Annotated in this window: 14 protein-coding genes; 11 read left to right on the forward strand and 3 right to left on the reverse strand. The window is 43.7% G+C overall.

Annotated features, from left to right (window positions below; translation table 11 throughout):
* Positions 1–51: 51 nt before the first annotated feature.
* From AAC853_RS05315 to AAC853_RS05340, 6 genes are all read left to right on the forward strand, one after another.
* Positions 52–3,594 (forward strand): inverse autotransporter beta domain-containing protein, encoded by a 3,543-nt coding sequence (locus AAC853_RS05315; protein WP_340613887.1) that lies wholly within the window; start codon positions 52–54, stop codon positions 3,592–3,594.
* Positions 3,595–3,991: 397 nt separating this feature from the next.
* Positions 3,992–4,153 (forward strand): hypothetical protein, encoded by a 162-nt coding sequence (locus AAC853_RS05320; RefSeq protein ID WP_340613888.1) that lies wholly within the window; start codon positions 3,992–3,994, stop codon positions 4,151–4,153.
* A 322-nt stretch (positions 4,154–4,475) separates the two neighbouring features.
* Positions 4,476–4,703 (forward strand): ferrous iron transporter A, encoded by a 228-nt coding sequence (gene feoA / locus AAC853_RS05325; protein ID WP_074020765.1) that lies wholly within the window; start codon positions 4,476–4,478, stop codon positions 4,701–4,703.
* A 126-nt stretch (positions 4,704–4,829) separates the two neighbouring features.
* Positions 4,830–7,142 (forward strand): Fe(2+) transporter permease subunit FeoB, encoded by a 2,313-nt coding sequence (feoB, locus tag AAC853_RS05330; protein WP_340614161.1) that lies wholly within the window; start codon positions 4,830–4,832, stop codon positions 7,140–7,142.
* Positions 7,143–7,165: 23 nt separating this feature from the next.
* A complete protein-coding gene (locus tag AAC853_RS05335; protein WP_074020763.1) occupies positions 7,166–7,405 on the forward strand; it encodes a FeoC-like transcriptional regulator in 240 nt (79 codons plus the stop codon).
* A gap of 144 nt (positions 7,406–7,549) precedes the next feature.
* Positions 7,550–7,993 carry an OsmC family protein gene (locus AAC853_RS05340; RefSeq protein WP_340613889.1) on the forward strand — a complete coding sequence of 148 codons (444 nt, stop codon included), beginning with the start codon at positions 7,550–7,552 and terminating at the stop codon, positions 7,991–7,993.
* 89 nt (positions 7,994–8,082) lie between these two features.
* Here AAC853_RS05340 and AAC853_RS17775 read toward each other — a convergent pair whose 3' ends face one another.
* The 3 genes from AAC853_RS17775 to bioH all read right to left on the reverse strand — a co-directional run bounded on the left by AAC853_RS17775 (position 8,083) and on the right by bioH (position 9,581).
* Positions 8,083–8,340 carry a hypothetical protein gene (locus AAC853_RS17775; protein ID WP_422824179.1) on the reverse strand — a complete coding sequence of 86 codons (258 nt, stop codon included), beginning with the start codon at positions 8,338–8,340 and terminating at the stop codon, positions 8,083–8,085.
* A 39-nt stretch (positions 8,341–8,379) separates the two neighbouring features.
* A complete protein-coding gene (locus AAC853_RS05350; protein ID WP_338884021.1) occupies positions 8,380–8,652 on the reverse strand; it encodes a CopG family ribbon-helix-helix protein in 273 nt (90 codons plus the stop codon).
* A 152-nt stretch (positions 8,653–8,804) separates the two neighbouring features.
* Positions 8,805–9,581: a pimeloyl-ACP methyl ester esterase BioH gene (gene bioH, locus AAC853_RS05355; RefSeq protein ID WP_340613891.1), complete on the reverse strand. Its 777-nt coding sequence runs from the start codon at positions 9,579–9,581 to the stop codon at positions 8,805–8,807.
* 38 nt (positions 9,582–9,619) lie between these two features.
* On the opposite strand from bioH, the gene gntX reads away from it, so the two are divergent.
* The 5 genes from gntX to AAC853_RS05380 all read left to right on the forward strand — a co-directional run bounded on the left by gntX (position 9,620) and on the right by AAC853_RS05380 (position 13,197).
* A complete protein-coding gene (gene gntX / locus AAC853_RS05360; RefSeq protein ID WP_340613892.1) occupies positions 9,620–10,303 on the forward strand; it encodes a DNA utilization protein GntX in 684 nt (227 codons plus the stop codon).
* 59 nt (positions 10,304–10,362) lie between these two features.
* A complete protein-coding gene (gene nfuA, locus AAC853_RS05365) occupies positions 10,363–10,938 on the forward strand; it encodes a Fe-S biogenesis protein NfuA (RefSeq protein WP_338884017.1) in 576 nt (191 codons plus the stop codon).
* 175 nt (positions 10,939–11,113) lie between these two features.
* Complete coding sequence (glpE, locus tag AAC853_RS05370; RefSeq protein WP_338884016.1) at positions 11,114–11,437, forward strand: thiosulfate sulfurtransferase GlpE; 324 nt, start codon at positions 11,114–11,116, stop codon at positions 11,435–11,437.
* A gap of 61 nt (positions 11,438–11,498) precedes the next feature.
* On the forward strand, positions 11,499–12,359 hold the full coding sequence (gene glpG, locus AAC853_RS05375; protein ID WP_340613893.1) for a rhomboid family intramembrane serine protease GlpG: 861 nt from the start codon (positions 11,499–11,501) through the stop codon (positions 12,357–12,359).
* Between the two features lie 79 nt (positions 12,360–12,438).
* Positions 12,439–13,197, forward strand: a complete 759-nt coding sequence (locus AAC853_RS05380; RefSeq protein ID WP_340613894.1) for a DeoR/GlpR family transcriptional regulator — start codon at positions 12,439–12,441, stop codon at positions 13,195–13,197.
* Positions 13,198–13,254 lie beyond the last annotated feature (57 nt).

Genomic DNA, 13,254 nt, shown 5'->3' on the forward strand with positions numbered 1-13,254 from the left:
TATTATCACAATAGGGCTAAATCCGGATTATTTAATATGAGGTATATGAATATGTTATCATATATTGGTAAGGTCATATTTTTGCTCTTTTTTCTTTACACGTTATTAGTACCCTATACAATAACGAATTCCTTTGCAGAAGGGTGGCTTAAAACTGAAAGAGCTACGAAAAAAGCAGATAAGAACGATAATATCAGCGGGCGAGTGAATGAATCAGATAAAAAATATCTGAATTCGGATACGTATAAAAAAAGTAGCGTAAAAGAAAACAATCACCCCTCAGATGCTGATACACAAAATATTATTACTAAAAACCTCCAAATGGCCGGTAATATCCTGTCATCTTCACCTTCAGAATTGGCCGAACACGCCAAATCCTATGCGTTAGGGCAAGTTAACGGCATGGTAACGTCTGAGGCACAAAAATGGTTATCACAGTTTGGTACGGCCAGAATTAATTTTGGACTGGATAAAAAGGGATCGCGAAAAAACAGCTCACTCGATCTTTTACTGCCACTTTATGATAATAAAGCGGATTGGATGTTCTTTTCCCAACTTGGCTATCGCAACAAAGACAGTCGGGATACCATCAACGTAGGATTGGGTGGTCGTTATTTCTATCAGGACTGGATGTATGGCCTGAATACCTTTTATGACAATGACCTGACGGGCAAAAACCAGCGTCTTGGGCTGGGCGGAGAAGTGTGGGCAGACAACATTAAACTGGCTGCTAATACCTATTTTCGTGTCAGTAACTGGAAAAACTCACGGGATTTTGTCGGTTATTACGAACGCCCAGCCAACGGTTATGACATTAGTGGGGAGTTTTTCTTACCTGCTTACCCTAATCTGGGCGCCAAACTGACTTATGAGCAATATTTTGGCGATGAGGTTACTTTATTCGATCGTGACACCAAACAGAAAAACCCCGTCCTGGCTACATTGGGGCTGTCTTACACCCCAGTTCCGCTATTTACTCTGGGTGTGGATTATAAACAAGGAAACGGGCACAACGAAACACAGTTTTTGGCGAACTTAAGCTATAGATTGGGTGTTCCCCTGAGTGTGCAGTTATCGCCAGAAAACGTGGCGATAGCGAGGACATTAGCAGGCAGCCGTTATGATCTGGTAGAAAGAAATAACCATATCGTCCTTGAGCATCAGGCAAAGCCAGCCGCTCAATTGTCGCTGCCGGAGGTTATCACCGGCTATAGTGGAAGTCAGCAGGATATTACCGCCAAGTTCTCTTCTGAGTCTCCGCTTAAGCAGATCCATTGGGCAACCAACAAAGATTTTGAACAACACGGTGGGAAACTCTCTTCCAAGACCGGCAACACCATCAACGTTACCCTACCAACCTATTTATCTGGCGATAACCAAAATAACAATTACCCCATTTATGCTGTTGCTGAATGGGAAAATAACCAAAAATCAGCGCCTGCTGAAATGCGTGTCATTGTCAGGCCGTTTATGCTGAAAAAACAGGAAGGAGCTAACTTTACTCCAGCAGGACCATTACCTGCGACAGGAGATCAAAAGGACGGATATACGTTTGACCCTGTGATTACCTTTGATACGGCCGCTAATGCACCGATAAAAAATGTCACCATCAATCATGTTCAGTGGATAACCGATCCTAAAATCGGCCCAGAGAGTGGGTTGAAGTTACTTGATTGGGGAACGTCGGATTCTGTGGTTCTTGATGAAAACGGGCGTTTCAAACAAAAACCGGTCTTAGTCAGTCAACACCCACATAAAAATGTCAAGGTGTACCTGCAAATAGATAGCCAGCCTCCAGAATTAGTGGGCGAAGTCAGCTTTGGTGACAATCCAGCCAATTCCAAAGATTACAGTATTGGTCAGGCTGGTATTACGTCCGAGAAATTACAGGCCTTATCGGCCGGTGGTTACCAACAATATCAATTTATGGCGACTATCCTGGGTGCTGATGGCAACCCCGTTAAAGAGGGTACGGTCATTAGTGATGCACATTGGAAGATAGATAAACCATCAGACGCCGCTAAATCTGGAATAACACTAACCCAAGAGACTAAAACAGATGACAAAGGAAACTTAAAGGCAATCATCACCAGTACTAAGGCATTCAGTGGGGATGTGGTAGTTTCGCTTTCCATTGAAGGTCAGGCTGCTGTTTCTGCACAAACCAAAGTGACCTTTACTAAAGATACCCAAGATTATAGTGTTAGTCAGGCTGGTATTACGTCCGAGAAATTACAGGCCTTATCGGCCGGTGGTTACCAACAATATCAATTTATGGCGACTATCCTGGGTGCTGATGGCAACCCCGTTAAAGAGGGTACGGTCATTAGTGATGCACATTGGAAGATAGATAAACCATCAGACGCCGCTAAATCTGGAATAACACTAACCCAAGAGACTAAAACAGATGACAAAGGAAACTTAAAGGCAATCATCACCAGTACTAAGGCATTCAGTGGGGATGTGGTAGTTTCGCTTTCCATTGAAGGTCAGGCTGCTGTTTCTGCACAAACCAAAGTGACCTTTACTAAAGATACCCAAGATTATAGTGTTAGTCAGGCTGGTATTACGTCCGAGAAATTACAGGCCTTATCGGCCGGTGGTTACCAACAATATCAATTTATGGCGACTATCCTGGGTGCTGATGGCAACCCCGTTAAAGAGGGTACGGTCATTAGTGATGCACATTGGAAGATAGATAAACCATCAGACGCCGCTAAATCTGGAATAACACTAACCCAAGAGACTAAAACAGATGACAAAGGAAACTTAAAGGCAATCATCACCAGTACTAAGGCATTCAGTGGGGATGTGGTAGTTTCACTCAAGGTGGGGAAAAATAAGCCTGTTCAATCACCAACGTATACGGTAGATTTCAAACTAACAGGGATATCGCCAATAACATTGGATGTACAAAGCCCTGTAGTGATAGGTAAACCTTATAACCTGACAGTCACCGTTACGGATGGTAATGGTAACCCGTTGCCTAATAAGAAAGTTAACTGGCATGTAACAGTTGATCAATCTGGTGACAAGAACGCAATAATAATTCCCTCAAGTAGTACGACCAATACACATGACGGTAAAGCTACCGCATCATTAATCAGTAATAAGCCTCAATACGTTGCCGTAACGGCTTCAGTGGATGGCATTGGAGCAACTCAGCCTGTGACGGTGGGATTCGATTGGCCAACGTTCAGTGAACCCCAAATGACCGTCCAACACCCACCCTCGACCACTGACACTAGAGTACTTAAGCCGAATGGAACAGATTATTTTATATATACTGCGACGATGAAAGGTCCTGACGGTAGTCCTGTTAAAAATGCGCCCAAAGGAAAGCCGGGTCATATTTCTATTGCATGGTTTTCAGACCCAGACCCAAGCTTGCCTGGCGACGAAGTCGATTTTCTACCTCTCGATGACGGTAGCAAGACTCCTGGAGAGTTGAAAGTTAAAATTATAGGGAAGAGTACTACCCATGATTCACTTAATGTCTTCCCATGTGTTGCCATAGTTGAGCCGGGAGAGAAGACACCTCCAACTACATTAAAAACATGTACTCGAGGAGGGGGAGTTTCATTTGTAAATTAAATTTTCTTAAGTATAGTTATTTTATCATCACGTAAATGTAGACTCGGCTTTTTAGGTTCAGTAAAAAGCCGAGTCTGTTATAGTTTCTATCACAAAGTATATTGCTTTATCATTGGTTCGAATTATTGAGTATCTTTTTTTATGCCAATATGATACATACTCGGTTTATGTTTATACACTGTATTAATATTCATTAATGACGTTATAAATTTGAATAAGTGATGACATCTGCTGCATATTTTAATTAATCCTCCGTATAATTCATTTCACAATAAATCTCATAATAATTGGAATTTATTGAATAATATAAATTATCCATAACATTCCAATATTCTTATACCCAATTAATTTCGCGTTTTAGGTATCAAGAACGCATTCATACTGTTGAGGAAAAACCATGAATAAATATATCCAAAGCAGTTTTGATCTACTCAGCAATATACGTATTTTTAACCTTTCCACTCATAATCCAGATGAAGATTCAGCCTGGAGCCAGTACCAGGATGATAAGCGTATACAGGTTCCATTAAGTGAACTGATTTATCCTCCAAAAAGCTAATTCAAGCCAATAATTTGTTAAATTAATAATGAAATAAAAATCAATAAGTTCTGTTCATTAACATAGCTTATCAATAAAGAATTTTTCCAAATATTAAATAATTTTGATAATGACTTATTTTCAATAAAACCACCATTAATTTGATAAATATCAATTCATTCCCATCTTATCCAATATAAATAGCGAACATCGCAGTTGCGTATTATTATCATTAGCAACTATAATTCAGAGGAATTACCCTACTTTTTTCTTGTGGTTCTCCCGTTATTGAGGATAATAATTCTTATAATCACTTATTTTTTCAGTTAGAGCGGAGATTTATATGGTTCTTATTCCAGAACGTAGGTATAAAATTCTGGGATTTTCTCCAGAAATTACCCCAGCTTACCGACAAAAATTATTGTCACTCGGTATGTTACCTGGCTCAACATTTCAGGTCATTCGCTTCGCTCCATTGGGCGATCCAATACAAATCGAAACACGCAGAGTTAGCCTTACCCTTCGTAAACAAGATTTAGCATTTCTTATGTTACATGAAGATCTGAATTAACAAAGCTCTAAGACGATTTGGTTCAGAATAACCATCGACCATAAATTTTTTATAACCCGATGTAACCAGAGTACTGAACGTATAGCTAAGGTACGAAATTCGCTTTCCTGATTGGCAGAAAGTATGATGAAACAATTAACCATTGGCCTGATTGGTAATCCCAATGCCGGCAAAACAACGCTTTTTAACCAGCTTACTGGCTCTCACCAACGCGTGGGAAACTGGGCTGGTGTTACCGTAGAACGCAAAACCGGCCACTTTATCACTGATAACCATCAGGTCGAACTTGTCGACCTCCCTGGCACTTATTCGCTTACCACCATTTCTGAGCAAACTTCCATTGATGAACAAATTGCCTGCCACTATATCCTCAGTGGTGAAGCGGATATGCTGATCAATGTTGTTGATGCATCTAATCTGGAGCGTAACCTTTATCTCTCACTGCAATTGATTGAACTGGGTGTTCCCTGCATCATTGCACTGAACATGTTGGATATCGCCCAAAATCAACGCATCAATATTGATATTCCTGCACTGGAGAAACGCCTTGGCTGTCCGGTCATCCCGCTAGTTTCAACCCGCGCCACAGGGATAGATACACTAAAAAAAACCATCGACAATTACCCACAGAAATCTAATCCTGTACAGGTTAATTATCCTGATGCGTTATTGCAGGAAATTTCCCACCTTTCCAGCCAGATCACAGAAAAATTCACGCCACAACAATGCCGCTGGCTGACTTTGCAAGTCCTGGAAGGGGATATTTACAGCCGTGAGGTATCCGGCCTGACTCACACACAATTGGCTGAAAGCAAGGAACGCCTACAAAAACAACAAATTGAAGAACCCGATCTCATCATTGCCGGCTCACGCTATCAAACCATCAGTGAAATTTGTCTGGCGGTCATTGATACCCGCTCAGCCACACCAAACAAACTAACCCAAGTGTTAGATACCGTTATTCTGAACCGCTGGTTGGGTTTACCTATCTTTCTGTTTGTCATGTACCTGATGTTTGTGCTGGCTATCAATATTGGTGGAGCCTTACAGCCTATCTTCGACGGAGCTTCCGCTGCCATTTTCATCGATGGAATGCAATGGCTCGGCCATACTCTCCATTTCCCGCATTGGTTAACAGTGTTCCTTGCTCAGGGAATTGGCGGGGGCATTAACACGGTACTACCTCTGGTTCCTCAAATTGGCATGATGTACCTGTTCCTCTCCTTTCTGGAAGATTCCGGCTACATGGCACGGGCAGCATTTGTCATGGACAGGCTGATGCAAGCCATAGGGTTGCCGGGTAAATCCTTTGTACCCCTGATTGTTGGCTTTGGTTGTAACGTACCTGCCGTGATGGGTTCAAGGACACTGGATGCCCCGCGTGAGCGACTGATTACCATCATGATGGCACCGTTTATGTCTTGCGGGGCAAGGTTAGCGATCTTTGCCGTCTTCGCTGCCGCTTTCTTCGGCAAAGAAGGAGCAAGCATCGTTTTTTCCCTGTATATCCTGGGGATTGTCATCGCCATCCTGACAGGGCTGCTGCTAAAATTCACGCTAATGCGCGGTGAAGCATCGCCATTTGTTATGGAGCTGCCGGTTTATCATGTTCCCCATGCCAAAACTCTATTGCTCCAGACATGGCAAAGGCTGAAAGGTTTCGTCATACGCGCAGGTAAAGTGATTGTCGCAGCAAGCATGTTGATTGGCGCGCTGAACAGTTTCTCCTTCTCCGGCAAGACCGTAGATAATATCAACCAATCGGCGCTGGCCTCCGTCAGTAAAGTGCTTACACCTGTGTTGCAACCTATCGGTGTGCATTCCGATAACTGGCAAGCCACTGTCGGGCTTATCACTGGCGCGATGGCAAAAGAAGTGGTTGTCGGAACCCTAAATACCCTCTATACCGCAGAAAACCTTGCTCAAGAGCCATTTAATCCCGATGAATTTAATTTATTGGATCAACTAAAAGATTCGGTCGCAGAAACGTGGGATAGCCTGAAAGAAACCTTCACTTTGAGCGCACTTTCTAATCCGATTGAAGCCAGCAAAGGTGATGGCAACATGGATCGCAGCTCGATGGGCACCATGAGTGCCAAATTTGGCTCTGCCATTTCTGCCTACAGTTACCTGATTTTCGTATTGCTGTACGTGCCTTGTGTTTCCGTGATGGGCGCCATTGCCCGTGAAACCAGCCGTGGCTGGATGACATTTTCGATTCTGTGGGGATTAAACGTTGCTTATTCTCTGTCAGCGCTGTTTTATCAAATCACAACGTTTTCAGCTCATCCACAAAGTAGCCTGATCACCATTCTGGCCGTGATCCTATTTAACATTCTAATAGTGATTGGTTTACGCCGCGCCCGCAGCCGAGTCACTGTGACATTCAACAACGCCACAGACCGTCGTTGCGAATGCTCAAACAATAGCTGTCACTAGCCGGAACCATTGAGGAGCCATGAATGATTAACCTGCTGAAAATCAGAGATGCTGTTGCCCTCAACGGGCGTACCGATGCCAGGTCATTGAGCCATCAGTTTTCAGCACCGCTGCCAATGGTGGAAGCCATGCTCAAGCAGCTTGTCATAATGGGTAAACTGGAGGAAGTGGATGCTTCCTCCTGCCTCAGCGGGGGCTGCAAGCAGTGCCCGGAAACACAAAAATGTGACACTAAAGCGTATCAGCTTGCGGTAAAAAAATAAGGAACTCCCTGCCTTATCGCTATAATTACCTTGTAGAAAAATCCCTTCTGATAAACGTTTAAAAAGAATATATAGATTAATTATAACTCTCTCTTTATTATCTGGGATGCAGTATCCCTATATTAATAACCTGAGGATAGTAATATGCCTAAAGAGTTATTCACTGCAACAGTTGAGTCAGTTGGCCATCTCAAAATGAAATGCTCATCGCGAGATTTTACTTTTCATGTAGACGAACCCAAAAGCCTCGGCGGAACCGATGAGGCGATGAATCCAGTGGAAGCATTACTTTCTGCATTTGGTGCATGTCAATGTATTGTGGCAAAAAGCTTTGCCCGCAAGCATAAAATCAAGTTGATCGATATTCAAGTTAAAGTGGAAGGAGAACTGGATACCGATGGCTTCACGGGTAAAAATAAAAACGCCAAAATGGGATTTTCAAAAATCACCTCCAAATTTTATATTAAAGCCGATAATACCGAACAAGAGATCCGTGATTTTATTACCTTTGTCGAAAGTAATTGCCCTGTTCTCGATACTATCGTGAATACACCAGAAATTGTGACTGAGGTTTATCCGAATAAATAAAGGGTGATAACAAGGTAGTGAATATTTTTATTACCGATTGCATTGCATCAAGAATGGAATAAACATATACGTTGTGCCGTTTATTCCATTTATTGGTCAGATAAGAGATTGACTTTCTTTTTATTAATATCCAACCTCTCTTTGATGCCGTACAGCAAGAATTGTTGCTGTTTCACCCTCAATGCGGTACAAGGCGATATAGCCACTACTTCCAAAATCAATAAGCCATTCTCGGAATGCTGGATCCATGTCGTCAGCAGGGCGTCCTGCTTTAGGCTGGTGTGCCAGTTCACGCCAGCGCGTATTGTTTTAATCGCTCGACGAGCAGTGTCTTTGTCTTTTACCATAGAGCCGCTGTATATCAGCGAGAGCAGGCGGAGATCAAATCAAACGTGACATTCAGGTAACTCCGCATCTTCTCCGGCTTCAAGTTTAGCTAACCAGTCGTCTGCTTCTTCAAACGTCAGGTGTAGTCCATTCTCTTGATACGCTTCCCAAGCACGCAAGGCATCCTGTTTGAAAGATTCTCGTTTTTCTTCACGCTCTACATAGTCACGTATAGCTTCACGCATTATCCAATGCGCTGAACGATGCCGCACTTTTGCCAAATACTGGATCCGGCTTTTCAAGTTATCGTCAAGTTTTACTGAGGTTGCCATTTTCTTCCACCTTAATATTAAAAGGTAATACCTTTTAAGTTTGTCATTACAATGTTTCTTTATGACCGGATTTATCGTTTAAGATCCCTCCCTGCTATTGCTCAAATTACCCATAGTTTATATGTAACACCAGAGAGAGTAGTTATCGATAATTACCATCCAATATCAGAAGCAAAATTCGTCAACACGTCAACAAACTCCTCTGGATGGGAAATAAAAGGGGCATGGGCAGCGTTGCGCATCATAACGGAGTGCGTATGTGGCCATGCCTTGTCAAGCTGTGAAGCAATCTTACGCGGTACTAAACCATCAAGATAACCATATAGACGTAGGAAAGGTAATTGAAGTTGGGATAATTCCTCTCTTAAATCATCAGTGCGCAGGATTTCCAAACCGGCATTAAGTACCTCGACTGTCGGCATCGGCTGGTTCAGGATCACTGATTTCAGTACACGGGCATCCTGACGTGCACTGTCTGTTCCTAACGTCTGCAATGCCAGAAACCGTTCGACTGTCTTTTGAAAATCGGTACTTAATTGATGCTCAAAGGCACTCAAGACCTCCGGCTTAATTCCTGGCCAGTCGCCATCAGCACTAAATCTTGGCGAAGAAGCTACCGTGATCAAACCCGCAACGTGTGCTGGGTGATCCAAAGCAATCCGGCTAGCCACCAATCCTCCTAAAGACCAACCTAGCCACAAGGCATTTACTGGCGCTTGCTGCCAAACAATCTCTGCCATGTCCGCCAATGACATAGCCGAATACGCTTGGCTACGCCCATAACCCGGTAAATCCACCAGATGCAAACGAAAATGCGAAGCCAATCGCGTTTCCACTGAGCGCCAAACCTCAGCGTTTAAACCCCATCCGTGCAGCATCACAAGATCATGTGGTGCATCGCCAATTCTCTGCCAAAACAACTGATTCATTGTTATTCTCACTTTATTTATCACCAAGGAAGGAAACTATGCTAACAATGGTTGGATACTGTTGGCTATGCCAGCAAAATTTGTATTTTGCCCATCATGGGATTTGTTATCTCTGCCACCGTCACTTAAGGCGGTTGCAACATGTCTGTCCACGCTGTGCACTGCCTTCTGAATCCGGCAACTTTCCCTGTGGGCGATGCATAAAGAGTCCCCCAGCGTGGCAATATTTGATCGCCATTACGGATTACACCCCACCATTAAGTCAGCTTATTCAACGCTATAAATATAACAACACCCCACAACTCGCCTCCGTGCTGGCGCGTTTGTTCCTGCTGCATTGGTTGCAAGGCTATCGTGAAGGCCGCTGGCATAAGCCAGATCGCATATTGGGCATACCTCTGCACCGCAGAAAACGCTGGCAACGTGGTTTCGATCACATTGAACTCATTACCCGATCCCTATCGCGTTGGCTGCAATGTCCATATCAACCGGATTTTTTACGCCGCTCACGTGCTACACTCACGCAGCGGGGCTTATCTGCCGCCCAAAGAAGAACCAATCTTAGGCAAGCCTTTCAATTACAGGGCGATTTTACCGATCAACATGTCGCAATTTTCGACGATGTGATCACTACGGGCACGACACTGCATGAGGCTTCACAGTTGATAATTCGTGCTGGTGCTCGTTCTGTACAGGCTTGGGCAATATGCCGAACCTTGTAGTTCCTTTATAAATGGGCGTATTATAACCAACTAGAACAGTCAACTATTGAGCAAATGACATGATTAATATTACTGAAGCAGCGCAAGCACATTTTGCCAAGCTACTGGCAAATCAAGAACCGGGCACACAGATCCGCGTCTTTGTTATTAATCCAGGAACACCAACCGCCGAATGCGGTGTTTCCTATTGCCCACCGGATGCTGTTGAAGCCACTGACACCGAATTGAAGTTCGATCAACTCTCAGCTTATGTTGATGAAATTAGTGCACCTTTTCTGGAAGAAGCTGTCATTGATTTTGTGACCGATCAATTGGGTTCCCAACTGACCCTGAAAGCCCCGAACGCTAAAATGCGCAAAGTGGCGGATGGTGCCCCACTGATTGATCGTGTTGAATATGTCCTGCAATCGCAGATCAACCCACAGCTCGCAGGACATGGTGGCCGTGTCAGCCTGATGGAAATCACCGATGAAGGTTATGCTATTTTGCAATTCGGCGGTGGATGTAACGGCTGTTCGATGGTCGATGTCACTCTGAAAGAGGGGATCGAAAAACAGTTATTACAGACCTTCCCTGAATTAAAAGGTGTGAAAGATCTGACTGAGCATCAGCGCGGTGAACATTCATATTACTGATTTTTCATTCTTATTTTGACAATTTTTAACCATTTTTCTGTTTCTAACATTTTCTATCTCTACATTTCTACGCCTTCCCAATCGTTATATTGGGAAGGCAGTCAGGTATGACCTGACGACTATTAAGAAATGAATATATTGAAAATGAAAATTTTAGAAACTACGTTGAGTATTTATGGACCATTTTCAAACGATAACTCCTGAACAGGCTTACCAACATTGGCTCGATAAAACCGCAGTCATGGTTGATATCCGCGATCCACAAAGTTTCCATGCTGGACACGTAACCGATGCGTTCCACCTAACAAATGAAACACTCAATAGCTTTCTACAAGAAGCGGATTTTGACCAACCGGTCATGGTAATGTGCTACCACGGCCATAGCAGCCAAGGAGCAGCACAGTACCTGATCAATATGGGTTTTGAGACCGTTTATAGTGTCAATGGCGGTTTTGAAGTCTGGCAAAGAGACTATCCTCACGCTGTCCATACTCAATAAATCTTTAATGCACTGATTATAATGCAATTAACTTCAACTTAAGGCAGAGATAAGACGAGCAATGATCCATATAACCTCAATATCTAACCCTCGGCTGGCTCAGGCCTTTATTGATTATATGGCGACGCAGGGCATTCATTTGACCATGCAGGCCACCAATGAGCCGTCATTAGTTGAACTCTGGTTAGAGGATGATAGCCAACTCAGTCGGGTTGAAGAGGAACTTCGCCACTTTGCTCGCGATCCACTCAATGAACGCTACCAAGCTGCCAGTTGGCAAACAGGCAAATCTGTCAGCTTCTCCAACTATCACCACAACCTGAATTTGAGTACGCTCAAAAACCAGTCTGGCTCCCTGACTATTGCCATAACTCTGCTCTGTATCCTCGTTTACCTCTGGGTGGCAATAGCCGGCATACCGGATGTTATGAATGGATTAGCATGGCCAGCCAACAGTGATCAGTATCTGGAGTTATGGCGCTGGATAAGCCCAACGCTATTGCATTTCTCTCTGACACACTTGCTCTTTAATCTTGCTTTATGGTGGTATTTCGGCAGCCAGGTAGAGAAAAAGATTGGGAGCGGTAAGTTGTTTGAAATCACGATAGTGTCAGCCATTTTCAGTAGCTGGGCGCAATCATTATTCAGTGGATCTCATTTCGGAGGATTATCCGGGGTCGTCTACGCACTGATTGGGTATGTTTGGCTAACCGGTGAAATCTCTCCAAAACGAGGGATCAGTGCTCCCAGGGGGTTAATCGCTATCTCTGTCATTTGGTTGTTGGTGGGTTATTTCGATCTATTTTCGTTAAACATCGCCAATGCCGCCCATGTTGCAGGATTAATCATCGGTTTATTAATGGGGTTATGGGATAATTTGCGTAAACAAAAAAACCAAAAAATGCCAAATAAACCTCAATAAATTTCAGCCTCGGCTTGAAATAGAAGAGAGATAATTTTGGTCAACGATAATCCATCTATGCATATATTAGGGGAATTTTGTGAAGCAAACTCAGCGACATGATGCAATAATTGAGCTCGTGCGCCTCCAGGGTTATGTCAGCACTGAAGAGCTGGTTACACATTTTGATGTTAGCCCACAAACTATTCGACGTGATTTAAATGATCTCGCAGATAAAAATAAGATCCAGCGTCATCATGGCGGTGCCGCATTACCATCCAGCTCGGTCAACACGGCCTACCATGACCGCAAGATCATGTGGTCGGATGAAAAAGCTCGAATTGCACAACAAGTTGCCACCCAAATTCCAAACGGAGCAACCCTGTTCATCGATATTGGAACAACGCCAGAGGCCGTAGCACATGCCCTGCTCAACCATCGCGATTTACGGATTGTCACCAACAATCTCAATGTCGCAACTCTGTTTATGGGCAAAGAAGATTTCCGCCTGATTTTGGCGGGTGGTGAAGTACGCTCCCGCGATGGCGGCATCATTGGTGAAGCAACGCTAGACTTTATTTCCCAGTTCCGCCTTGATTTCGGCATTCTTGGGATCAGCGGCATCGATAGTGATGGTTCACTGCTGGAATTCGATTACCACGAAGTTCGTACCAAACGTGCCATTATCGAAAACTCCCGCTGTGTCATGCTGGTTGCCGATCATTCAAAATTCGGCCGCAATGCCATGGTTAATCTCGGTAACATGAACTTGATTGACTTTTTGTTCACGGATAAAGTTCCTCCTCTCGGCATCCAGAAAATTATCGAACAGCACAGCGTTAAGTTAGAATTGTGCTAATCACTTTTTAACCAAAAGTGCCATAATAATGCCCCACCCGATATTCTGGTGGGGTTA

It is taken from the genome of Xenorhabdus thailandensis, from assembly GCF_037996785.1.
Lineage (GTDB): Bacteria > Pseudomonadota > Gammaproteobacteria > Enterobacterales > Enterobacteriaceae > Xenorhabdus > Xenorhabdus griffiniae.